Source organism: Streptomyces sp. NPDC002004, from assembly GCF_053593975.1.
The window spans coordinates 65048-86042 of sequence record NZ_JBSFDP010000025.1 but is presented as its reverse complement, the minus strand read 5'-3'; the positions used below and the strand labels follow the sequence as shown (position 1 = coordinate 86042).

25 protein-coding genes and 3 pseudogenes are annotated in these 20995 nt (G+C 68.3%); 14 read left to right on the top strand and 14 right to left on the bottom strand.

Going from position 1 to position 20995, the window contains the following annotated elements:
- Positions 1-262: 262 nt before the first annotated feature.
- From ACWCP6_RS27935 to ACWCP6_RS27925, 3 genes and pseudogenes are all read left to right on the top strand, one after another.
- Positions 263-690 (top strand): annotated as a pseudogene (locus tag ACWCP6_RS27935) (RNA polymerase subunit sigma-24); the annotation flags it as partial.
- Between the two features lie 270 nt (positions 691-960).
- Entirely contained in the window at positions 961-2268 is a 1308-nt protein-coding gene (locus ACWCP6_RS27930) for a phospholipase D-like domain-containing protein (RefSeq protein ID WP_450935332.1), read from the top strand.
- 221 nt (positions 2269-2489) lie between these two features.
- Positions 2490-3333 (top strand): IS5 family transposase gene (locus ACWCP6_RS27925; RefSeq protein WP_450935331.1). Its coding sequence is split into 2 segments (ribosomal slippage): positions 2490-2849 and positions 2851-3333, totalling 843 coding nucleotides; the frame shifts between segments, so codons are not numbered across the junction.
- Positions 3334-3348: 15 nt separating this feature from the next.
- Here the strand turns inward: ACWCP6_RS27925 and ACWCP6_RS27920 are convergent.
- Together ACWCP6_RS27920 and ACWCP6_RS27915 are read right to left on the bottom strand one after the other, a co-directional pair.
- Complete coding sequence (locus tag ACWCP6_RS27920) at positions 3349-3744, bottom strand: VOC family protein (protein ID WP_450935330.1); 396 nt, start codon at positions 3742-3744, stop codon at positions 3349-3351.
- A gap of 106 nt (positions 3745-3850) precedes the next feature.
- The gene (locus tag ACWCP6_RS27915) at positions 3851-4258 is read right to left on the bottom strand and encodes a winged helix-turn-helix transcriptional regulator (protein ID WP_450935329.1); all 408 of its coding nucleotides are present in this window, start codon (positions 4256-4258) and stop codon (positions 3851-3853) included.
- On the opposite strand from ACWCP6_RS27915, the gene ACWCP6_RS27910 reads away from it, so the two are divergent.
- The 4 genes and pseudogenes from ACWCP6_RS27910 to ACWCP6_RS27895 all read left to right on the top strand — a co-directional run.
- Entirely contained in the window at positions 4257-5015 is a 759-nt protein-coding gene (locus ACWCP6_RS27910) for an NADPH-dependent F420 reductase (protein WP_450935352.1), read from the top strand. The two genes, ACWCP6_RS27915 and ACWCP6_RS27910, sit on opposite strands and share 2 nt — an antisense overlap.
- A gap of 468 nt (positions 5016-5483) precedes the next feature.
- The gene (locus tag ACWCP6_RS27905; protein ID WP_450935328.1) at positions 5484-6263 is read left to right on the top strand and encodes a hypothetical protein; all 780 of its coding nucleotides are present in this window, start codon (positions 5484-5486) and stop codon (positions 6261-6263) included.
- A 215-nt stretch (positions 6264-6478) separates the two neighbouring features.
- Positions 6479-7063: a DinB family protein gene (locus ACWCP6_RS27900; protein ID WP_450935327.1), complete on the top strand. Its 585-nt coding sequence runs from the start codon at positions 6479-6481 to the stop codon at positions 7061-7063.
- A 39-nt stretch (positions 7064-7102) separates the two neighbouring features.
- A pseudogene (locus tag ACWCP6_RS27895) lies at positions 7103-7228 on the top strand (IS5/IS1182 family transposase); the annotation flags it as partial.
- 14 nt (positions 7229-7242) lie between these two features.
- Here ACWCP6_RS27895 and ACWCP6_RS27890 read toward each other — a convergent pair.
- Positions 7243-7536, bottom strand: a pseudogene (locus ACWCP6_RS27890) (helix-turn-helix domain-containing protein); the annotation flags it as partial.
- A gap of 148 nt (positions 7537-7684) precedes the next feature.
- Here ACWCP6_RS27890 and ACWCP6_RS27885 point away from each other — a divergent pair.
- Complete coding sequence (locus ACWCP6_RS27885; RefSeq protein ID WP_450935326.1) at positions 7685-7876, top strand: hypothetical protein; 192 nt, start codon at positions 7685-7687, stop codon at positions 7874-7876.
- Positions 7877-7933: 57 nt separating this feature from the next.
- Here the strand turns inward: ACWCP6_RS27885 and ACWCP6_RS27880 are convergent, their stop codons facing one another.
- A complete protein-coding gene (locus tag ACWCP6_RS27880; RefSeq protein WP_450935325.1) occupies positions 7934-8521 on the bottom strand; it encodes a TetR/AcrR family transcriptional regulator in 588 nt (195 codons plus the stop codon).
- A 181-nt stretch (positions 8522-8702) separates the two neighbouring features.
- Here ACWCP6_RS27880 and ACWCP6_RS27875 point away from each other — a divergent pair, with 181 nt between their 5' ends.
- Complete coding sequence (locus ACWCP6_RS27875; protein WP_450935324.1) at positions 8703-9113, top strand: DUF6463 family protein; 411 nt, start codon at positions 8703-8705, stop codon at positions 9111-9113.
- Positions 9114-9374: 261 nt separating this feature from the next.
- Here the strand turns inward: ACWCP6_RS27875 and ACWCP6_RS27870 are convergent, their stop codons facing one another.
- From ACWCP6_RS27870 to ACWCP6_RS27860, 3 genes are all read right to left on the bottom strand, one after another.
- Positions 9375-10436: a hypothetical protein gene (locus tag ACWCP6_RS27870; protein WP_450935323.1), complete on the bottom strand. Its 1062-nt coding sequence runs from the start codon at positions 10434-10436 to the stop codon at positions 9375-9377.
- A 273-nt stretch (positions 10437-10709) separates the two neighbouring features.
- Positions 10710-11654, bottom strand: a complete 945-nt coding sequence (locus ACWCP6_RS27865) for an NAD-dependent epimerase/dehydratase family protein (protein ID WP_450935322.1) — start codon at positions 11652-11654, stop codon at positions 10710-10712.
- 51 nt (positions 11655-11705) lie between these two features.
- Entirely contained in the window at positions 11706-12650 is a 945-nt protein-coding gene (locus ACWCP6_RS27860; protein ID WP_450935321.1) for an alpha/beta hydrolase family protein, read from the bottom strand.
- 261 nt (positions 12651-12911) lie between these two features.
- Here ACWCP6_RS27860 and ACWCP6_RS27855 point away from each other — a divergent pair, with 261 nt between their 5' ends.
- Complete coding sequence (locus ACWCP6_RS27855; RefSeq protein ID WP_450935320.1) at positions 12912-13508, top strand: TetR/AcrR family transcriptional regulator; 597 nt, start codon at positions 12912-12914, stop codon at positions 13506-13508.
- A 333-nt stretch (positions 13509-13841) separates the two neighbouring features.
- Here the strand turns inward: ACWCP6_RS27855 and ACWCP6_RS27850 are convergent, their stop codons facing one another.
- The 5 genes from ACWCP6_RS27850 to ACWCP6_RS27830 all read right to left on the bottom strand — a co-directional run bounded on the left by ACWCP6_RS27850 (position 13842) and on the right by ACWCP6_RS27830 (position 17236).
- Complete coding sequence (locus ACWCP6_RS27850) at positions 13842-14216, bottom strand: nuclear transport factor 2 family protein (RefSeq protein WP_450935319.1); 375 nt, start codon at positions 14214-14216, stop codon at positions 13842-13844.
- Between the two features lie 69 nt (positions 14217-14285).
- Entirely contained in the window at positions 14286-14861 is a 576-nt protein-coding gene (locus ACWCP6_RS27845; RefSeq protein ID WP_450935318.1) for an NADPH-dependent FMN reductase, read from the bottom strand.
- Between the two features lie 119 nt (positions 14862-14980).
- On the bottom strand, positions 14981-15448 hold the full coding sequence (locus ACWCP6_RS27840) for an ester cyclase (protein ID WP_450935317.1): 468 nt from the start codon (positions 15446-15448) through the stop codon (positions 14981-14983).
- Positions 15449-15574: 126 nt separating this feature from the next.
- Entirely contained in the window at positions 15575-16237 is a 663-nt protein-coding gene (locus ACWCP6_RS27835) for a TetR/AcrR family transcriptional regulator (protein WP_450935316.1), read from the bottom strand.
- A gap of 249 nt (positions 16238-16486) precedes the next feature.
- The gene (locus ACWCP6_RS27830) at positions 16487-17236 is read right to left on the bottom strand and encodes a hypothetical protein (protein WP_450935315.1); all 750 of its coding nucleotides are present in this window, start codon (positions 17234-17236) and stop codon (positions 16487-16489) included.
- A gap of 229 nt (positions 17237-17465) precedes the next feature.
- Here ACWCP6_RS27830 and ACWCP6_RS27825 point away from each other — a divergent pair, with 229 nt between their 5' ends.
- Complete coding sequence (locus ACWCP6_RS27825) at positions 17466-17753, top strand: WhiB family transcriptional regulator (RefSeq protein ID WP_450935314.1); 288 nt, start codon at positions 17466-17468, stop codon at positions 17751-17753.
- A gap of 743 nt (positions 17754-18496) precedes the next feature.
- Complete coding sequence (locus tag ACWCP6_RS27820; protein WP_362686226.1) at positions 18497-18700, top strand: cold-shock protein; 204 nt, start codon at positions 18497-18499, stop codon at positions 18698-18700.
- Between the two features lie 130 nt (positions 18701-18830).
- Here the strand turns inward: ACWCP6_RS27820 and ACWCP6_RS27815 are convergent, their stop codons facing one another.
- Positions 18831-19070, bottom strand: a complete 240-nt coding sequence (locus ACWCP6_RS27815; protein WP_450935313.1) for a DUF397 domain-containing protein — start codon at positions 19068-19070, stop codon at positions 18831-18833.
- On the bottom strand, positions 19067-19480 hold the full coding sequence (locus ACWCP6_RS27810) for a DUF4345 domain-containing protein (protein WP_450935312.1): 414 nt from the start codon (positions 19478-19480) through the stop codon (positions 19067-19069). The genes ACWCP6_RS27815 and ACWCP6_RS27810 overlap by 4 nt, the downstream gene beginning before the upstream one ends.
- A gap of 91 nt (positions 19481-19571) precedes the next feature.
- On the opposite strand from ACWCP6_RS27810, the gene ACWCP6_RS27805 reads away from it, so the two are divergent.
- Both ACWCP6_RS27805 and ACWCP6_RS27800 read left to right on the top strand, forming a co-directional pair.
- A complete protein-coding gene (locus tag ACWCP6_RS27805) occupies positions 19572-20201 on the top strand; it encodes a TetR/AcrR family transcriptional regulator (RefSeq protein ID WP_450935311.1) in 630 nt (209 codons plus the stop codon).
- A gap of 154 nt (positions 20202-20355) precedes the next feature.
- Positions 20356-20988, top strand: a complete 633-nt coding sequence (locus ACWCP6_RS27800; RefSeq protein WP_450935310.1) for a DUF6368 family protein — start codon at positions 20356-20358, stop codon at positions 20986-20988.
- The last annotated feature ends 7 nt before the right edge of the window (positions 20989-20995 follow it).

The following is a 20995-nucleotide window of genomic DNA, read 5'->3' as shown; positions in this document are numbered from 1 at the left end:
CACCGCCGTAGACACTCGGCCATCACCACTCCCGTGATCGTTTCCGGTCAGAGCACTGGATGCGCAGGTCCTGTCGGCTGACGAACTGCACCTCTTCTCATACATGACCTGCTGCAGCATCAGAAACAGAGTCGAGCAAGAACGAGGTTGCCGAAGCGCGGCGGGAACTCCCGCCCGACGGGGCGCTGCCCGGCGCCTTCATCCCCGATGATCAGCCATCGGTTGAGCCAGGCCGCGGTCCGCCAGATCGCTCACCCGGGCAGCACGGGCAGCACGGGCACACGAAGCGGCGCGTCGACCACGTGCGATCGTGTCCCCGACCGAGACCCGGGGCGCGCTCGATGCGTTCCGGCGGGCGACCGAGATGGGCGATCTGCAGGGCCTGCTCGACATCCTCGCGCCGGATGCCGTCCTCCTGGCTGACGGTGGGGGAGTCAAGAAGGCCGTCCTGCGGCCCACCGTGGGGGCCGACAAGGTGGCTCGCCTGCTGACTGCCGGGCTCGGCAGGTTCCCGTGTCGTTGCAGTCGGCACAGGTCAATGGCTGCCCGGCACCGAACCTCCGGCTCAATGGCGAGATCGACACCGTCATGACGGTGCGTATCGACGACGGTCTCATCACCGGGCTCTACGCCGTGCGCAATCCCGAGAAACTGACGCACATGCAGGAGGAAACCGACCTGCGCCGCTGAGCCCGATGTCTCCCCGAACGGACATAGCCGACGTGCTCGCCCCGCACGCCGCTGCCGGCAGCGGCACAGCCGCATCACATCTGGTCGGCGTCTTCGTGGTGCGGGGCGGCTCACACCACCGCCCTCCCCGCAAAGCAGCACCAGCTGCGGCCGGTACGTGACCTGCCTGCCGACCGGCGGACACGTCACGACCGGCGCGGCGTCACAATGCCGTGAACTGCCGCATCATCAGCTGCTAGTGTGGCGCGCTGGTGATCAAGGGGGGATCTCGTGAGGGCCACGTTACGGAGCCGCATCACCACTCGCGCCACCGCCGCCGTAGCCGTTCTGACTCTGGCGTTGGGGCTGCCGCTCACCACCGCACCCGAAGCGGTCGCGGACACGGGGTCGAGTGCCTCTTTCAGCTCTCCCACCGACCGGTATGCCATCAGGGACCGGATCGTCGGCCTCACCAACCGGGTGCCATCAGGGGCCGACATCCGGGTGGCGATGTACATCTTCAATGACCTGACGGTCGCCCGGGCGCTGGAGAGTGCTGCGGACCGTGGGGTTCACGTCAAGCTCGTGGTCGACCACATCTCGGCACAGTCGGACACGCACTACGCGGCCTTCAAGGAGCTGAAGGACCACATCGGTTCTTCGACTTCGGCCGATTCCTACGCGGTGGCCTGCCCGGCGAACCGAGGGTGCATCGGCGCTGCGTCCGATGGGTCCTCGATCAACCACAACAAGTTCTTCCTGTTCTCCCGCCTGACCGACGGCACCTCGAACGTCGTGGTCCAGTCGTCGGAGAACCTCGATGCGCGGGGGAGTGTGGGCGGCTTCGGCGCATGGAACAGCGCCGTCCAGATCAATGGCAATGCCGCCCTGTACGCGGGCTACGCCTCGTACCACGCCGACCTGACCGCCATGAAGGCGAACAACAACTACTACCGGTCCGTGGCCTCGGGGAACGCCAAGGCGTACTTCTTCCCCGAAGCGTCCGTCAACCCGGACTGGCCGTCGGAGCCCGCCACCGACGCGGTGATCAACCGACTCAACGGCGTCGTCTGCAAGGGCAATACACCAGGGTTCGGCACGGACGACGGCCGCACCGTGGTCCGGGTGGGCATGAACCTGTTCAGCCGCTACGAGATCGCCAAGAAGCTACACGATCTCGACGACGCCGGCTGCTGGGTCGAGGTGGCCTATCAGCTGCCCAACGGATACGCCGACGCCCCTGCGACGGACTCGTACAAGAAGGCGACGTCGGAACTCACGGCACCGTTCAACGCCTACAACGGCCCGGTGGTGCACACCTTCCCCGAGTCGGGCAACGGCAGCTACCCTTTCCACTCGAAGTTCCTCCTCGTCAAGGGGGGATACGACGACGGATCCGCTCAGGTCCACGACCGCAAGATCCTGTGGACCGGCAGCCACAACTACAGCTTCAACTCGCTGCGTGACAGCGACGAAAGCTTCGTCAAACTGGAGGACACTGCGTCCTTCGATGCGTACGAGAACTTCTTCAGGTCCGCGCTCCCCAGCGCGACCTGCACCTGGACGCAGGGCGACTGGTCGCGGTCCGACTGCCACTGATCACTCAAGGAGACCGGGGCGGTGGATGGCCGTCCCGGTCCCAATGGGTCCGGGAAAGCAGAGCGAGCAGGATCGCCAGCTGCGGCGGCCGTGATCGTAGTCTTTCGCATGCTCAGCTCAGCTCGCCTCACGCATTGGTGTCACGGGCCAGATCTTGTGACCACATCGACGAGTGAGTGACTAGGCCGTTTACTTCGGATCATCTGATCGTTGGTTGATGTGTGTCGTTTACTGATGCCCAGTGGGCGCGGATCGAGCCGCTGTTGCCGGACCGGACACCCAAGCGGGGAGGACGGTGGCGTGATCACCGGAAGGTGATCGACGCGATCGCGTTCAAGTACCGCACCGGGACACCCTGGATGGACCTGCCCGAGCACTTTGGGTCGTGGAAGGGTGCCCACAACCGGCTGCGAAAGTGGGCCACCGACGGCACCTGGGAGAAGGCCTTCACCGCTCTGCTCGCCCAGGCCGACGCCGAAGGCGACCTCGACTGGGTCGTCGCGGTCGACTCCACCATCGTTCGCGCCCACCAGCACGCCGCCGGGGCTGTCAAAAGGGGCCCCAGCCGGCGAGCCGGACGACCATGCCCTCGGACGTTCCCGCGGCGGCTTGACCACCAAGATCCACCTCGCCGCCGACAGCCGCTGCCGCCCGCTCGCCTTCGTCGTCACGCCCGGCCAGGCAGGTGACGCACCCGCATTCCCCGAGGTCATGGCCCGGTTACGAGTGCCCCGGCCGATCGGCCGGCCCAGGACCACACCGGACGTGGTCCTGGCCGACAAGGCGTATGCGTCCCGGGCAATCCGCAGTCACCTGCGACGGCGCGGAATCCGGTCGGTGATCCCACAGCCGGCCGACCAGGCCGCGAACCGAAAGCGGCTCGGCCGGCGCGGCGGCCGTCCGACAGCCTTCGACCGCGACGCCTACAAGCAGCGGAACACCGTCGAACGGTGCATCAACAAGATCAAGCAGTGGCGCGGCCTGGCCACTCGCTACGACGAGACCGCCACCATCTACCTGGCCGGACTCCACATCGCCGCCATCTTCATCTGGTCAGCGAGGTGATCCGAGGAAGGCGGCCTAGTCCTGCGGTGCCAAGGTGCGCAGGACATCGAACTCGTTGCCCTCGGGGTCAGCCATGACCACCCAGTTCCGGTCTGGGCCCTGGCCCACGTCCACCTTAACGGCGCCGAGAGCGAGCAATCTGGTCACTTCGTCCTCGGTGCTGCCGTCGATCGGGCTGACGTCGAGGTGAAGCCGGTTCTTGACGGTCTTGCCCTCGGGCACACGGATGAACATCAGGGTGGGCGGCATCTGGCGGGCCCGGACATCCTCGACGGTCGGCACCCAAGAGCCGATCTCGACCTTGCCCTCGCTCCGGTCGATCACCTTGAAGTCCAGGACCTCGCACCAGAAGGCCGCGAGCCTCTCCGGATCACCGCAGTCAACGGTCAACTCGGTGAACCTGCTTGTCATGCTTCTCCCAGATAGTGCGGACGGGGCCAGCGTAGGTCGCCTGCCCGACAGATCCGAGATCTTTTTAACCAGGGACATCAAACGGGCTTGATCCGGAGGAAACCGCCTAGGACCTGTCCGGGCGATCTTTACGGGATCCGAGGCGGGTCTGGGCCGCCAGGACGGCCTCGGCGTAGCGTCCCGCCCACGCGCCCATCGCGTGGATCGGGCCCAGCAGAGCGATGCCCGCCTCGGTGAGGGCGTAGTCGACGCGCGGTGGGGCTTCGGCGTACGCCTGGCGTACGACCAAGCCGTTGTACTCGAGGCGGCGCAGGGCTTCGTTGAGTACCTTGGGGCTGATCCCGCCGATGCGGGTGATCAGCGCGCGCGGCCTCATGGGTCCGCTCTCGCCAAGGATATATACGATCACGCTGTCCCAGCGGTTCGACAGTACCTCGAAGGCCACCCTCGCCTGGCAGTCCGCGGCGAACTCGTCACCGCCCAAGTCCTGTTCCTCTACTGCTCCGTTGGCCATGCCCTCATCCTGCCTGGCCGATGTACACCATGTGGTGTGCATCGGCGCGCCTAGCGTCCTTTCCGTCGCACCCCGCGACACGGACGACAGGAGCGAGCACATGCACATCGGCATTCTGGGAACAGGGGAGATGGCCACGGCCCTCGGCACGGCCTGGGTACGGGCGGGCCATGACGTTTGGGTGGGTGGTCGGGACACCGCGGCGGCCTCCCGTACCGCTCGGCGGACCGGCGCCGCCGGGCACGGCAGCCTCGCGGAGGCGGCGGCCCATGGGGAGGTGGTACTAACCGCCGTCCCGGCGGATGCCGCACCGCAGTTGGCCAAGGAGTTGGCCCATGTGCTCGCCGGGCGGACAGTGATCGACTGCACCGTTCCGATGGCGCCGGGCACTGACGGCCCGGCCTTGACCACGGGCGGCGCCACCTCCGTCGCCCGGCTCATCGCGGACGCCGCCCCCGGCGCCCATGTGGTGAAGGCATTCGGGGTGTGCCACGAAAGCATCTGGACCCTGGACCGGCCGGCCTTCGAAGGGGCGCCGCTGGCGGTGCCTTTCTGCACCGACGAACCGGGTGCCGCCACGCGAGTGGCGGAGCTCATCGCCTCCATGGGCTGCACGCCCCTGCCCTGCGGCGGTCTCGGCCGTGCCGCCCTGCTGGAGGCCACTGCCGTCTTCGCCGTTGGTGTCTGGTGGTCGGGCGCCGAGGCCCGCTTCGCGTTTCCGGCGCCGGCTCTGGCCCCAGGGGCCATAGACGACTAAGAAGTCATCTCATTTGGTTGACCCGGCATTCTGTGGGTCATGGTGGGAATGATTGAGCGGTTGGTGCCGGACAAGTTGTGAGAGTTGTTCCAGCGGGTGATACCGGAGGCGCCGTCGCGACCTCAGGGTTGCCGCAGGCTCTGCGGGGAACGTTCAAGTGCCCCCCACGGGCGTGGAACGCCTTCGCCGCCCCGCAGGTTGGCCGCCCACTTGTCGTCCTGCGTGCTCTTCACCGGCCGCTCCTTCTCGGTGGCAGGGGCTAGGGAGAACGGGGTACAGCCGGACGGGGGACGCAGGTGCCACGGTACGAGGGCGTGCCGGAGGTGGCGAATCATCGGCCCGGCGTCGGGATGTGCCGGTCAGGCCCTTGACCGGGCGCCGCTTCGACGGAGGATGGGGGACGAGAGCGGGTCTGCGTGGTGAAGTGTGGGCCTCTGATAACTCCGACAGCAGGGAGCGTTTCCTCCGATGACCGCACAGCCCGCACGCCCTGAGCGCAGCGGTCCCAAGACCGCCTCGGTCATGGATGTCTCGCCCTTCAAGCCTTCTCTCGTCAAAGCGGTGTTCAGGGACGTGACCCCGATGCCCGTCTCTCGGCCGGCCGCGTGGGCCGCCGCGTCGGTGACGCGGACAGTGCTGGCGGAGATCATCGACGGCGCGAGGAGAGCGGCGGCGGCGGAGGCCCGGAAGAAGCTGATTCCCGGGGACCTTCTCTCGGCGATCGACCGGAACGTCGAGCTCGAGGTGGGGGTCAAGTGGTACGACCACAGCCCGACGTTTCAAGGCCTGACCGGTGTCCTGTGCGACGCCGAGGGTGTCATCGTGCCTTCTCGTAAGCGCAGCAGGTCGCGCAAACCGAGTGCTGTGGTCGGCGCCCACAGGTTCGAGGCCGGGGTCAAGAAGCTGCTGTGGAGCCAGGGGGCGACGGCCGTCCCGGCGATGGTCCGCGACCTGGACGGAATCGCGAGCGTGTTCCTGACGGACCTCGCCCGGGACGCGGCCGTGGTCGTCCGCGAGGGCGGGGTCAAACGTTTCGGTACGGTCACCCTAGTGATGTCGGGCGAACCGGCCCCACCCCCGTTCCTCAAGGATTCCCTCCGGGCCCTGCCCGCCCGCACGGGGGACAGGCGGACCATCGGCAGGGATGACATCCTGGCCGCCACCACGATTCAGTTGTTCGGCGGCAACCTCAGGCAGCGAGCCCTCACCGAGGCACGCGAGGCGACACAGAACACTTCGGCCGGCTGAGCGGGTGCGACCAACATCGGCGCCTGCACCCTCATCTGCTACCGCAGACTCGCCAAATGAGATGGCCTCTTGGAGGTTGTCTCACGTGGGCAGGTTTTCCGAGCTCCTTGCAGCAGGTCGGGGCGGTGACCATAGCTGACCACGGCTCCGCCAGTCGTTGCGGACCATGTACAGGATCTTGAGACCATGAGCAGCCCATGGCAGGCTCGTGCCGCGTGATCGATGAGTTCGCGAAAGACAACCTGCACAAGAGACTGCGGCGGGACCGTGAGGCGCTGCTCTGGAAGCTCGATGGCTTGTCCGAATACGACGTGCGCCGGCCTCTAACAGCGACCGGAACCAACCTCCTCGGCCTGGTCAAACACGTGGCCACCGTCGAGGCCAGGTACTTCGGTGAGGTCTTCGACCGCCCTTCTCCGGAACCGCTGTGCCGGTGGCAGGACTCCGACGGCAGCGATCAATGGGCGGCCGAGGGCGAGACGCGCGATCAGATCATCGGGTTCTACCGGCGCACGTGGGAACACTCGGACGCGACGATCAACGAGCTTGCCCTCGACGCCCCCGGCCACGTGCCCTGGTGGTCGGAGCCCTATCCCAACACGAACCTGTTCGCCATCATGGTCCATGTCCTCGGCGAGACCGTCCGGCATGCCGGGCACGCCGACATCCTGCGCGAGGGCGTCGACGGCCGGACTGGGGTGCGTGCCGCAAACGAGCAGCCGATCGACGAGGAAGCCCGTGCAGCCTACTTCGCGAAGATCGAGCAGGCCGCCAGGACGGCCGCACCAACCAAGGCTTAGAAGTCTGGTCCCACGATGTGACGTGATGTGATCACCGAGCGGACAGGTCTGCCCCTGTCCGTCGGAACCTCGGGGGCGAACTTGCACGACAGCCAGGCACTGATCCCCCTGGTGAAGGGCATATCACCGATCCGCTCCCGCCGCGGGCGACGGAGACCGGGCGAAGGCGTGCCCGCCACCGGCCTGGGCGCCTGCTCCAGCGCAACCAGCGGGCCAAGACGCTGGATGACTCGGCAGACGATGGCCGCCGACACTCCGAACAGCGGCGCGAGCTGCCGCATCGTGAGGTTTGTGCGGTAGCACACGGCCACCATCAGTACGCGCTAGGCCGGCGCAAGACACCTCGGCCGGCCGCCACCGGGACGGTTCCCGCCTCGCTCCCGCACGACCCGCAGCAGCTTTTGGAACCGCTCCCTCCGTAAGCCGGTAAACGCCTCCACCCACATCGGCTCGGCCCGCAACACCCCACCCATACAGGCAAAATGTCGCCGTTGGCTCAGGCTTCGACGATACGGTCCCAGTGCCGAACACGGCAGCCGCAGCTTCGTCACCCCCGGCTCGCCCCTCGTCATCCCCGCCGTGCGACGCGTCATGAGCATTCCGGAGCCTGAGCTCCTTGCCATGCCAGCGCACATCAAGTGGCTCAACGTGTACGACCCGGACGATGTCGTCACTGGCGTATTCGACCTGGCTCCGGATGCCCGCAACGTCACCGGCACCGAAGTGGACAACGGCAACGTCAATCCCCAGGCCGCCCGGAAGTACCTGCGCACCCTTCCGGTCGAGCGAGCGGCCACCCACAGCTGGTCATGACCGGTGAACACGTCCCGCCCACGTTCACACGGCCACCCAAGCGGAAGAGACGGCCTGTCAGCGCGGCTCGGTGGCTCCGCCGGGGTCTTTGTGGTGTCGGTCGGCCAGGGCGGTGATTCCTGCTGTGGCGGCGGCGGCGAGGTCGGTGACCCTCGCGTCGTCGACGGGCAGGTTGAGGATGTAAAGGGCGGATGCCAGGGAGCCGAGCAGTAGCAGGTGGGCCATCGCGGGGTCGACGGACCCGGCCAGCTCGCCGCGAGCCACGGCCTGTTCGATGATTTCGGCGAAGGCGGCCTGTTCGGCGGCCAGGAAGGTGTCCTGGAACCGGGTAGCCAGTTCGGGATTGACGGCAAGTTCGCTGATCAGGGCCGGTGCCAGCTGTCGGGCCGCCGGGGTGGCCATGCGGGCGTGAAACGTGCGGACCAGCGCCAGCAGGTCCCCGTGCAAGGAGCCGGTGCCGGCCAACGGAGGCAGCTGCTGCTCGTACATGGTGGCAGCGAACGCCATCTCGGCCTTGGAGGCGTAGCGGCGGTAGATCGCCGCCTTGCCCACCCCGGCGCGCGTCGCGACCTGGTCGACGGTCAGGGCCTGGTACCCGGCTTCGTCGATGAGCTCGCGGGTGGTCTGCAGGATTTGGTGATCCACGCGACTGTCTCGGGGGCGTCCGCCCCGTTGCCTTCTCGCTGTCATGTCTGCATGATACGGAACGGGAGTATCGGAACCGTAGTATCGGAACTATGGTTCCGGAGATCACGGGCCCCGCTACGCAGAGACAACCGCGACGACGCCACGCCGCGTGGCTTCGCAACAAGAACGGAGAACTCGGATGATCAAATGGGCTGGCCGGATCATCACGTTATGCGGAACCGCACACACACTCGGTGCCCTGACGGTGCAGAAAGCCGCGCGCCATGCCGGGACATGGTTCACCGGCGGACTGTGGAACGAGGACCTTGCCGACATGAGCCCGGCGGGCAGCGCGTACTGGCTGAGCCTGGCAAGCTTCGGCATACCGCTCATCCTGGTCGGCCTGACGGTGCTCTGGCTGGACCGCCGCGGCATCACCCCGCCGGCATTCATCGCCTGGACGCTGGGGGGCTGGACCGTCGTCGACGCCGTGGTCCTCCCGTTCACGCCCTGGCCGCTCTTCGCGCTCGCGTGCGCCCTGCTGCTGATCGGAACCCGCCGCGCCCGCCGGGACGAACTCGCGTCCAAGGCCGGTCTTCCACGAGCGTGAACATAGGCCGCGCCAGTGACAAGCGGTATGTGGGTATCAGGGCTCCCGTACCGCTTCGCCATGAACATGAGAGGGCAGCCCCGCCCGCCGCCGTGCCATGGGTGACCGGCACATCGGCAGGCTGGTCGAAGTCCGAGGTGTCCGACTGCTGCGCGGTACTGGCCTCTACCCGGGCTGGGAACCGACCTCCGGCGCCGCCTGCGCTGCCGCCTATTTGACGCTCAGCAGGTGACTCTGCAGGCGAGTTCCCTGCGCAACTGCCTATCCGGGCGGCTGAGCCGTGTCCGACGTGGCGGGCGCGGAAGGGGGCTCGGCGGTCGCGCCTGCGCGGCCGATGCCCTCCTGTAATGACGCGAACATTCGGTGCGCGGAGGGCCGCAGCCCCTTTCCGCCCCACATCATCGCCGGCCCCAGGAGGAAGACGAGCGCACCCGGTACGGCCGCGCCGAGTGGGACGCCGAAGGCGGCGGCCGTGGCCAGGCCGCCCGCCGCCAACATGGAACCCGCCAGGACCACCAGTCTGTCCCGGCGTTCCTCCGTCGGCCCGCTCGCGAGGTCGTCCGCGTCGGCTGCGGCGGATGGCTCTTCGAGGTCCAGCAGCGCCAGCCAGCGCTCGGCGACAAGGCGGTCCAGCAGCGTCGACACGGTGCGCACCAGGCCGGGCAGTGCGTCCCGCCCGTCGCGGAGGAGCCCGTTTGCTGCTGCCACCAGTGCCCGGCGTACCTGCATCACATGGGCGCTGACCGCTTGGCGCTGCCCCTCGGCCGGGAACGCGGCGTCCTGGGCCGCGTACTCCTCCAGCACCCGGCAGATCTCGGAGACGCCTGCGTTGACCCCGCGTACGGCGTCGTCACGCCCATATGCGACGAGGAGAGCGTCGTGCAGTACGAACGCACACCAGCGCACGGCGCGATGGTCACCGGCCAGCCGGGTCCAGAACCGCTGAGCGGTTTGCCATGCAAGCAGTGCGCCCAAAGAGCCCGCGCTGTACCACACTGTTGCCAAGAGGCAGGCGTAGTACAACAGCGATGGACGGGTGCCGGGAGAGCCGAACAGGTAGAGGGCCAGCAGCAGGATGAGTGGGCAGCCCGCCAGCGCGGTGGTTCCCACTCTGCTGACCCGACGCACCCGCTTGCGTGCCGTCGCTGCCCGAGCGAACCTGGCCGCCACCGCTTCGACGCCAGAATCCATGCGCCTGCCGGCGCAGCGGGACAGGGCGACCAGGTGCAGTGCCTCGCGCCGGTGCATCGCCGGCGCGACGGACGCTGCCTTCCAGTCCCAAAAGAAGCTGCGGCCCATGACCCGGCACATTTCACGGGTCATGCCCCATCCCACCGCTGCGGATCCCAGCCCCACACAAGCCAGGACTGCCGCCCCCGACATCTGCAGTTGCATCGTCCCCCACCCTCTCCCACACATGGCCCGCCCCCGGCCCCGGCGAGCGGTCAGCCTAGCGACGCGATAACCGGTGGCGGGGGAAGTCGGCAGCAGTGCCCAGTTGTTGGCGAATCGGCGCAGGGCGTAGTCCTGCCGGATGCGGGTGATGGCGGCGGAGAACCGGGGCGGTGGGCGGGGCCATGCCAGGGAGGGTTGGGTTCAGTTGTCGTGGCCTGCGCGCAGCCAAGCGATGTACTCGGCAGCGGCTCGCTCGGTGTCGTACTCGGGCCGGTAGCCGGTGTCTTCCTTGAGGCGGCTGATGTCGAGTACCAGGTGCGGTGCGGCGTCTCCGGTGGGGAGGTCGACCTGTGCGCCGGGGACCGTCTTCCTGATTGCCTGGCTGATCTGGGCGTTGGTGGTGGCGCGGCCGGATCCGACGTTGTAGGTGCGGTGGTTCAGCGTGTCCGCGAGCTGGAGGAGGGCGATCGCCCTCCCGGTGTCCTTGACGTAGGTGAGGTCGAGCCCGTCTTCGGCGCAGGCCGGGTGGACGAGGTGGGTGAGGTCCGGTGCGGTGCCGCGGGCGGCGGCGTGGATCAGGGCGGGCGCGGCGAAGAAGGGGTCGGGGTGGCCGAGCGGGCCCCAGGTGCCGGAGATGCGGTAGTTGACGATGTCGAGGCCGGTGGTGTCGGCGAGGAACCCGCCGAGCATTTCGCCGACCTTCTTGAAGGTGGGGATGGAGACGGGCGCGGTCATCGACAGCGGGGCGTCCTCGCGCAGCGGTCCGTCGCCGGCGGCGCCGAGGTAGACGCCGATCGTGCTGGCGATGCCGAGGCGCTGTACGCCCCACTTCTGGGCAGTCTCGGCGACGTTCAGCAGCCCGCCGAGCGCCTGCCGGGTCGCCTCGACGGGCGCGTCGGGGACAGGCGGCCAGGGGTGGGAGCCGGCCAGGTGGAGGATGCCGGTGATGTCGTGGCGGCGGCCGACGGCGAGTAGGGCGTCGCGGTCGGTGATGTCCGCCTGCTCGACCTTCACCCGTGTTCCGGCGAGTACGGGCGGGAGTTCGCGGGCGCGGCGCTGGACCACGACGGAGTCTTCGCCCAGGTCCAGCAGGGCGCGCACGGTATGGGATCCGATGAAGCCGAAGCCTCCGGTGACGAGGATCATCACAAGTCCTTACGTGTTCCCGTATCGGTCGTTGGCGGTGGGGGCGGTTGTTCACTTGCTCCACAGGGTTCCGAGCGGCTCGGGGTCCGCCTCGAGCGAGGCGGTCACTGCCTTCCATCCGGCGTCGTCGTCCTGGAGGGCGCTGTGCAGGAAGGCCGTGGTGAGCTGCTGGATCAGGGCCACGCGCGCAGGGTTCTCGTCGGTGGTCTCGGCGACATCGTGGCCGGGGATGCCGCCGAGCGAGTGTTCGGCCCCGAACAGCGTGAGCAGGCTCTTGCCGCCCGGGCTGTAGGTGTAGGGGTCGGTGAACCAGTCCGGTCCGCGGGTGGACAGGTGGGACTGGTCGTGGTCGCCGGCGACGATGAGGGCCGGGGTGCTCATGGTGGCGAACGACGGCTTCATGAAGGGGAAGTGCTCGGCGGCGAACGGGGTGAGGTCATCGCCCAGGCCGGTCAGCGCCAGCAGCACCCCTGCTTTGACGCGGGGGTCGGACATGTCGTCGCCGGGTACGCCGTCGGCGTCGAGGACACGTGCGCCCAGCAGGGCGCTCACGGTCTGGGCTCCCCAGGAGTGGCCGGCGACGGCGATGCGGCTTGTGTCGACACGGCCGGCGAGGCTGGGGACGGACGCCTCCAGGGCGTCGAGTCCGTCCAGTACGTGCGTGATGTCCTCGATGCGGTAGCGCCATATCCTCGGGGTGCGGGGGTCCTGCGCAGGGATGGCGAGTGTCCGGGAGTCCAGGTGGGTCGGCTGGACGACCACGAAGCCGTGGGCGGCCCAGTGGTCGGCCAGCGGGGCGTAGCCGTTCATCGACCAGCCGAAGCCGTGGGAGAAGACGACGACGGGCAGTTCGCCGCCGGCCGCGGGGGCGGACACGCGGACCTGGAGTTCCTCGCCACGGCCGCTCGGGGCGGGTAGGACGACCGGCTTCACGGACACCACCGCGGTGGGGCCGCCGGCGGGATTCTGCGCGTTCACGGCATTTGAGTCGGACATGAGAGGGCCTTCCGATCGGTGTCTTCAAGGCTTGGGCTGGGGGCCGACGGTCGGCGGCGCCGACCGGGAGGGGAGCGGGTGCGCTTGTCACGCGCGGCATCCACGCCCCGATGTTCTTCCAGCTCCCCGGCAGGGGCGCGGAGACGACGGCCTGACGGCCGGTCCCCTGGTCTGGCATTATGGACGAAGCGGAACCTTGTTCCACATACGATACGGAACGCAGTTCCGCTTTGCAAGGTCAGTCACGAGAGGAGTGCTCCGGTGAACGAGAGCAGCCCGCGCCAGGGAAGTTCGGCCGTCTCCAAGCGCAAGGACGCCCGGCGCAATCAGCAGACCCTGCTGGACGCCGCCGCCGCGGTCTTCGTCACCTCAGGCGTGGACGCACCGGTACGCGAGATCGCCGCCAAGGCCGGCGTCGGACTGGGCACCTTCTACCGCCACTTCCCCAACCGGGCCGACCTCGTCATCGCCGTCTACCGCCACCAGGTCGACACCTGCGCCGAAGCCGGCCCCGCCCTGCTGGCGGCCGGCCCGACACCCTTCGCCGCCCTCGAAAGCTGGGTCGATCTCTTCGTCGACTTCCTGGTCACCAAACACGGCCTGGCCGCCGCGATGCAGGCAGACAGCACCGGCTTCGAGACCCTGCACACCTACTTCCTCGACCGCCTCGTGCCGGTGTGCACCCAGCTCCTCGACGCCGCGAGCGCAGCCGGCGAGATCCGCCCCGACCTCGACGCCTACCACCTCATGCGCGGCATCGGAAACCTCTGCATCGGCACCGACAGCGACCCCCGCTACGACGCGCGCCGACTGATCACACTCCTCCTCGCAGGACTGCGCCAGTCGCACCGAAGCTGACGCCCGCAAATGGCGGAGCCTCCCCCCTTGCACGGTGTTGAGGATCAGCAGACCGCCGCCTCGAAACGGCTGGTGAGAGCAGAGATCCCGCTCTGCGCGATCGCCTCCTCGGGCACGCGGATCTCCTGCAGCGTCCCTTCTGCTCCGGCAAACACGAGAAGCACGGCATGAACCCTCGGCGAGGGTCTGCACGCGAAACCGGAACGCGTTGATACCGATCCCCGACAGCGCAACCGAGTGACCGGGACGTGATTGGGCTTGCCGGGCCTCGTGGCCCGTGCCGTCGAAGTGCAGGCCACCGACGCCCCGTCGGCCGTTGCTGTCGCGTTCTACCTAGGACGGCTGACGGATCTCCGTGACGATCGTGTAGAGCTCGATGATGACGCTGTTCCTGGTACGGGCGATATCCATGCCGCTGACCATCGGCAGCTGACCGTCGACCGGGCCGTACTCGAAACCGAGGTGGCCGATGTCGTCGAGCCCCGACGCGGGGCCGGCGGGCCGGAAGACCCAGTCCGGGTTCTCGCCACGCAACTCTGTGGCGCGGCGCGCGAGGTCCGTGCGCCCGCGGTTGATGCGGTCCGGTTCATGCCACACCACGTCTTCGGCGTAGTTCTCGGCGATGACCGCGGCCCGTCGATCCGGGTCGGGTTCGTTGAACACCTCGAGAAGGTTGACTCGCATCAGATCGGCGGGGGACCTGGTCATGGTGAGTCCGTTCGTGTGGGCTGGTCGGTCGCTGTGGTGGAGGTCCACCGGTCCGCGCGGCCGACTGGGTCAGGTCGCGACGGCCGGGGCCGTCCGAAGCGGGGCGAGGGCCGAGGTCCAGGCGATGACCTGGTCGAGCATGGTGTCCAGCGAACGCAGGTGGTGGTCGCCGGGTTTGAAGACGCTGAAGTCCTGGAAGTCGGTGAACAGGGAGAGCATGACCTGCTGGCGTACGTCGGCCATCTGGAGTTCGGCGGCGGCCAGGCGCAGTTGTTCGGCGGACCGTGCGCCGCCTGCGGCGCCGTAGGAGACCAGGCCGAGGGCCTTGTTGTTCCATTCGGCGTAGAGGTAGTCCAGGGCGTTCTTCAGGACACCGGGGACGCCGTGGTTGTACTCGGGGGTGACGATGACGAATCCGTCGTACACGGCGATGGTCTCCGCCCAGCGCCGGGTGTGCTCGTTGTGGTACTGGCCGAGGGAGGGCGGCATCGGCTCGTCGAGGTGGGGGAGGGGGTGGTCGCGCAGATCGAGCAACTCGAAGCCGGCGTCGGTCCGGCGCGAGGCGTGGTCGAGGACCCAGCGTGCCACCTGGTCTCCGACGCGGTTGGGCCGGGTGCTGCCGAGGATGATGCCGATGGTGGGCATGGATGGCCTGCCTTTTCGTGGCGCCTTACGGCTGCGGGACACGCGCTGTCCGGAAGGTCGGTGAGCGGGCGGGCGTGGTGCCCGGCAGCACGGTGCGGGGGTCGACCGGAGCGGTTCGGTCAGCTCGGCACGGTGGCCGACGCGGTGACGGCGGAGGCGAAGTCGGGCTGCACGCCGAGCTGGGCGAGCATCACGCTGAGGCCGACGTAGCAGTTGAACTCCTTGATCCTGCCGCTCTCGATGTACCAGAAGTCGGCCGTAGGGATGTTGAGCTCGGCGCCGGTCGGCCGGATGGTGCCGGCGGGTGTCTCGAAGGGCCCGGTGACGGTGCCCTGGATCGTCAGCTCGACGGCGACGACATTGCCCATGACATGGAACCGGTGCAGTTCGCGGTGCACGTCGGGGGCGAGTGCGCCCATGAAGGCGACCAGGTCGCCAAGGTGCTCACCGCGGTAGCTCTCGCCGGCGGCGATGTTGTTGAAGACGCCGTCCTCGGCGAACAGGTCCACGAAACCTTGCACGTCCATGACGCTGCCCTCGGCCGCTCGGTACGCCGCCCGGACCACGGTCTCCGCGTCGGTGTTCATGGTGCCCTCCCGTGCGAGAGAATCCATTCAAATGCTTGATTGAAATTGTGGGCGGGATTGGCTGTCTTGTCAAGCAAGTGATTGAATTCATAGTGGAGCCGGGCCGGAGCGGCCCGATCTGCGGTATCAGGCGCTCACCGGGGCTCCCCGAAACGCTCCGGCCACCACGGGGATGAGCATCCGCTCCACCCGCTCGGCGGGCTCGGCGCCCAGCTCGGCCCCGATGGGCGCCAGTGCGAGCCAATTGAGCATTCCGGCCGCACAGCGGACACGGAAGACGAGCTCCCGCTCGTCGGTCTCGGGAAGGCTCGCCGACAGTACCCGCACCGCCTGGCGTCGGGCCTGCTCGAATTTCCCGGCCAGCCTCTCCCACCCTTCGGGCGGATCGATCCCCACCCGCGCCACGGTCCGCATCACGGCCAGATCCCGCCCCCCGGCCACGAGCGCGCTCACCATGGGCCGTGCGAACGCCTCGGCCAACTCGCTCAGCGTCGCGCTCCCCGCCAGGGCGTCGAGCTCCCGAATCTGCGCGTCCAGGTATCGCTCCAGCGCGTGCTCGATCGCCACATCGCACAGTGCCTTCAGCGATCCGAAGTGGTAACTCACCGCGGCGACGTTGGCTCCGGCGTTCTGGGTGATCTCACGGAGGGTCACGCCTTCCTGCCCCCGTTGCGCAAGCAGCTCTAGAGCAGCCGCCAACAGATCATCCCGCGTTCGCTGACCGGCCTCGCGGCGAAGGTCCGTTTTCTCTGGCCTCACGCTAGAACTCAAGCGACTGCTTGACTTCATTGTCAAGCGGTCGCCTGAACTGGACTTCCAGCTCTCAGCACGAAGCCGGGCCTTCGTCGCACCGGGTCACCCGCCCGGCCTGAGTCGCACCCGGGCACGCAGCACGCACCGCACAGTGCCCGCCCCCACGGCTGAAGAACGGCTCCGGCATGCGGCAGCGCCACACACCTCGGCCTCGCCCCGTTGCTGCGGGCCTCCTGCGCGACATACCGCTGCCAGCGGCATGGACCCTCGCACGGTGACGCCGTGTCACACCTGCGTTGGTACCTTCTCGCTCTCCTCGCCCACTCGTTTCTCCTGCGCGTCGGCCTGCGACTGCGGCTGCGGCACGCTGTAGTACACGGTGCTTCCCTGCTTCGACCGCTCGATGCGGCTCTTGGCGACGAGACGCTCCAGGGTGTTGCGTACCGTGTTGACGTCACGGGCCCGCGCAGGGAACGCCTTTTCCAGGTCGCTGGTAACTTCGCCCGCGGTGCGCGGTTCACCCGTGGTGCTCTCCAGGATGCTTAGCAGGATGGTGCCCAGCGGAGGCTCACCGGTCGTGCCCATGGTCTTCTTCGCCGACGCCTCGGTCTTCTTCGCTGCCGTCTTCTGGACGGCGGCCCTCTTCGCGGTCTTCTTCGGCGCCGTCTTGGCCGCGGTCGCGGTGGTGGTCTTGGCCGCCGCGGACTTCCTGGCCCGGCCCGTCTTCTTCGCCGGGGTGGCAGGGCTGCTGGTTTCCTCCTGCCGCGGCTGCGGGACAGGCGCCTCCTTCGCGGGGGCGGACGTCTCCTGTGCCGTGGCGGATGCCGGGCCGGCGGACGGTTGTGCCGTGGCGGCGGGGCCGGCTCCCTCGGCGGGCAGGGTGCCCTGCACGCTACGCAGCCACGCCTCCTCCGACCTGAGCTGTTCCAACCGCGTGCGCAGCTCCTCCTGTTCGGCGAGGTTCTTCTCGAGGTCGGCGGCAAACTGAGGCGCGTACCGGTTCTGGATGGAGATGCTGGCTGGCTCGTCGGCCACGGCAGTTCACGCTCCCTTTTGTTCCCTGGTGTGTTGCGCGGATGCTACCCACCCCAGCTGCCTACGGCTGATGTCCCCCAGAACACACCCCGTACGAGAACCCACCACCACTGTCCACCACCCGGCCCCGCCCGCGCCGCTGTTCCTCACCGTGTTGAACAAACCCGAGCTCATGAACGTTGGTTCAGGTGAGCAACGTAGGGTCGTCGAGTAAAGCTGAGGGGGAGCCATGACCATCGCACAATGGGCCGAGCACGCGGCCTGCCGGGGCACCGACCCCGACGAACTCTTCACCCCGGGCGCCGGACAGAACCAGGCGAAGACGGTGTGCACCGGATGCGCGGTGCGCACCGAGTGCCTGGCCGAAGCACTCGATCAGCGCATCGAGTTCGGCATCTGGGGCGGCATGACCGAACGCGAGCGCAGGGCCCTTCTGCGCCGTCGGCCAGAGGTTACGTCCTGGCAGAGGGTCCTGAACGACGCACGACAGGCGTTCGAGCAGTCCACTGCCAGCTGACAGTCCGGCGCATACAAGCGGCCCGTGCCTTGCGGGTGCCGTCCCAGGCCCTGTCCCCGGGGCGGATTCTGCCGCTCGCATGCTCCCAGGCCCCATACCTGCGCTGGTCGGCGGACGAGCGCATGCGCGGGCGCCAGACACCCGCCCGCACCGCTGAGCGTGCGAACCGTGGTGCTCTTTCGTACGGTTCCAGTGCCCGGCTCTGACAGGACAGCCGGGCCTGGCGGTCCCGCGCTCCGATCGCACGCCGCGCGGGACCGCCTCACCACTCCTGCCGCCCTCGCGGGCCACTTCCGCTCCCACGCCCGTTCCCGTACACCTCCCGGTACCGCTGCCGACCAGCCGTAGGGCGGTGTATGCGATCTGCCAGGTCCTCCTGGCCCTGGGGCCCGGCCCGTGAGATCCGGGCCCCACAGCGCAGGTCATCGGCCCGGCCGGCTTTCTCGAGTCGGCGGTGCACCGCGCTCAACGGGGCCACGCGGTTTGCGGGGACCGACGGAACTGCTCTGGGCGACGAGCACCCGACAGTGCGCCGATGCCGCGCGCCCGTGGAGTACGCCTACCGGATGGTGACCGTTGCTCTCTGGTGGGAGCCGGTTTCGCCGTGTAGCGTCGCCGTCGGATGTTCTGGTTCGCAGTGCCCGCCCGCGCCCTGGCGTGGGCGCCTTGCTGTGCGGTGCGGGACCGGGGCATCTGCTTCGGGCCCGCGCGGTGCGGGTCCGGGATCGACTGGAAGGCTCAGCATGGCCAGCGGAACCGTCAAGTGGTTCAACGCCGAAAAGGGTTTCGGCTTCATCTCTCAGGACGGCGGCGGGCCGGACGTCTTCGCGCACTACTCCAACATCAATGCCTCCGGCTTCCGTGAGCTGCAGGAAGGCCAGAGGGTGACGTTCGACGTCGGCCAGGGCCAGAAGGGCCCGCAGGCGGAGAACATCACCCCCGCCTGATCGGCGTTTGTCGCCGAACATGGTGTGTGTTCTGCGGCGGCAGGCTGCGGGCACCAATGGGTACGGCTGCACAACACAGGCCCGGTTCCCCCGCATGCGCCGTGGGGGAGCCGGGCCTGTGCTGTGGATGTCAGCGGGTGGAGCGCCCGGTGGCGGCCTCGGTCACGAAGGCGGCGAACGCAGCCGGGGTGACGAGCAGCGCGGCGCCATCGGGCATCCTCGAGTCGCGGATGCCGGTGCCGTGAAATGCCTCAGGCGCCCCATGGCCACCGAGACCCAAGAGGGCAAGGTGGAGGGGGCTGCTGGGGATCCGGCGCCGGCCTCGGGCGTGGCGGCCCAAGGGCTCAGGGAAGGGTTCACGCGCGTTCACTGACCGGCGGACACGGCCTCCACGTCGCTGCGCAGTGCCCGCTCCTCTGCATCAGCCAGCCAGAAGAACACGGGTGGCAGGCCGAGCTCGATCACAGTCAGCGCGATCTGGAACCACTGCGGCCGGCCGTGCACGGCGAGCGAGAGCAGTCGACCCGCGCCGCCCAGCAGAAAAACGCCGGCCAGCCACCGCACCGCCCGAGCCGGGACCGGGCGCTGCCGCGCGGCCCAGAGCCAGGCCAGCCCGTAGCCGACGAAGCTTGCCCCCATGAACCGGCCCCAGCTGTCGACCGTCGGTCCGGCGGAACCGGCCCCAGGGATCGCCGCGTTGCCCAGTGCCACGTGGAACAGGCCGATCGCCACGCAAGCCAAGCCCATCAGCTGTGTGAGAACGCGCAGAGTTCTGGCCACAACCCCTCCAAGCCGTACTGGCGGAACCTTAGTTGACATGCGTCTACTAGATTGGGCGCGCTAGTAGACGCTTGTCAACTAGACTTCATTCGTGTCTCCCCGCCAGCGGCTCACCCCCGCCGACCGCCGCGCCCAACTCCTTGCCGTCGGCGCTCGGCTCTTCGCCGCACACCCGTACGCCGACGTACTGATGGAGGAGGTCGCCGAAGAGGCGGGCGTCTCCCGGGCCTTGCTCTACCGTCACTTCCCCAGCAAGCACGCCCTCTTCGCAGCCGTCTACCAGCAGGCGGCCGACCAGCTGCTCGCCGAGACGCGGCTCGATGCTGCCGACCCCCTGGTGGAACAACTCATCCAGGGGATGGAGGTCCATCTCGACTACTTCGTGGCCAACCGCAACGCCGTCCTCGCTGCGAACCGGGTCCTCGCGGGCGACCCGGTGATCCAGACGATCATGACGAACGAACTGGACGCGCTCCGTGCGCGGCTGCTGGCCGTACTCCCACTCGCGGACGAGAGTGCCCGCGAGGCCGTGTCCGGCGTCCTGAAGAGCTGGCTGGTCTTCGTCCAGGTCCTCTGCGTCGACTGGCTCACCCACGAGACATGTAGCCGCACCCAGTTGCGCGACGTCTGCATCGGTGCGGTTCTCGGAGCCCTCCGACCGTTGCTTGCCGAGGACCCTGCTCCCGACTGGCCGCAACGAGGGCTCGGCGCGGGTGCGTAGGGCCTGCCGGCTACAACGCGTAGAAGGCTCGATGCGCTGCTGGTGCTCTGACCGCATGGGTTCGCCGGGTTGGCGGTGTCGGTGCCCTGACCGGCTGGACTCGGTGTGGGAATGTGCTGAGCGGTCGCGGAACCGATCAAACTAGGCTCTCAGCATGTCTGGTCCGACGTTGGTGATCGAGTTGGCGGAGCCGCTCTCCCCGGCTGAGCTGCGGGAGTTCTGCGCGTTGATGCTGGTGCTCTCCTCCCACTTCGACGAGAAGCGGCCCGGGTTCTTCGACGTCAACGTGTCCGCAGAGCGACTGGGCGTCGAGGACAGGCGAGAGGAGGACTGGCGAAAGCCGTTCCCGCTTTCACTCCTCGGCAACACCTCCGCGGACGAGGAGCTCACGGCCCTGGTGGGATTCAATCCACAGCGCGAGGACTGGCGTCGGCCCTTCCTGGTCTACTTGATGGGGCCGGGTGTCGGCGATGAGAGCCTCTTCGAGGCTGAGCACGCGGACGAGCCGGAGGTGGAGGCCATCCTCGGCTTCAGACCGACGCATGCCGTCAATGTCAGCGCCGGCTGCAATCGCGAGATCGACCACGTGGCCACGGCCTTGCTGACCGCCGCTGTCATGGACGTCATCGGAGGCGTGGCCAAAGCCGAGCTGCTGGAGGGACAGGCGTCGGTGGTCGCCGGCCTTCCGGGGGTGTTGGGGATCGCGGACGACGACTGGATGGCGCTGGGAACGGCGGAGTTCCTGCGGGCCTGGGTTGGGCAACCCGCCTTCCGGCTGGTCAAGTAGCCCAGAC

Coding starts and splice junctions, on each gene's coding strand:
- ACWCP6_RS27860 (WP_450935321.1), bottom strand. CDS start 12,650: ATGTCCGACTCAAATGCCGTGAACGCGCAGAATCCCGCCGGCGGCCCC.
- ACWCP6_RS27915 (WP_450935329.1), bottom strand. CDS start 4,258: ATGGCCAACGGAGCAGTAGAGGAACAGGACTTGGGCGGTGACGAGTTC.
- ACWCP6_RS27825 (WP_450935314.1), top strand. CDS start 17,466: ATGACCATCGCACAATGGGCCGAGCACGCGGCCTGCCGGGGCACCGAC.
- ACWCP6_RS27870 (WP_450935323.1), bottom strand. CDS start 10,436: ATGACCCGTGAAATGTGCCGGGTCATGGGCCGCAGCTTCTTTTGGGAC.
- ACWCP6_RS27840 (WP_450935317.1), bottom strand. CDS start 15,448: ATGAACACCGACGCGGAGACCGTGGTCCGGGCGGCGTACCGAGCGGCC.
- ACWCP6_RS27835 (WP_450935316.1), bottom strand. CDS start 16,237: ATGAAGTCAAGCAGTCGCTTGAGTTCTAGCGTGAGGCCAGAGAAAACG.
- ACWCP6_RS27845 (WP_450935318.1), bottom strand. CDS start 14,861: ATGCCCACCATCGGCATCATCCTCGGCAGCACCCGGCCCAACCGCGTC.
- ACWCP6_RS27885 (WP_450935326.1), top strand. CDS start 7,685: ATGCCAGCGCACATCAAGTGGCTCAACGTGTACGACCCGGACGATGTC.
- ACWCP6_RS27820 (WP_362686226.1), top strand. CDS start 18,497: ATGGCCAGCGGAACCGTCAAGTGGTTCAACGCCGAAAAGGGTTTCGGC.
- ACWCP6_RS27800 (WP_450935310.1), top strand. CDS start 20,356: ATGTCTGGTCCGACGTTGGTGATCGAGTTGGCGGAGCCGCTCTCCCCG.
- ACWCP6_RS27910 (WP_450935352.1), top strand. CDS start 4,257: ATGCCCTCATCCTGCCTGGCCGATGTACACCATGTGGTGTGCATCGGC.
- ACWCP6_RS27875 (WP_450935324.1), top strand. CDS start 8,703: ATGATCAAATGGGCTGGCCGGATCATCACGTTATGCGGAACCGCACAC.
- ACWCP6_RS27920 (WP_450935330.1), bottom strand. CDS start 3,744: ATGACAAGCAGGTTCACCGAGTTGACCGTTGACTGCGGTGATCCGGAG.
- ACWCP6_RS27905 (WP_450935328.1), top strand. CDS start 5,484: ATGACCGCACAGCCCGCACGCCCTGAGCGCAGCGGTCCCAAGACCGCC.
- ACWCP6_RS27850 (WP_450935319.1), bottom strand. CDS start 14,216: ATGACCAGGTCCCCCGCCGATCTGATGCGAGTCAACCTTCTCGAGGTG.
- ACWCP6_RS27865 (WP_450935322.1), bottom strand. CDS start 11,654: ATGATCCTCGTCACCGGAGGCTTCGGCTTCATCGGATCCCATACCGTG.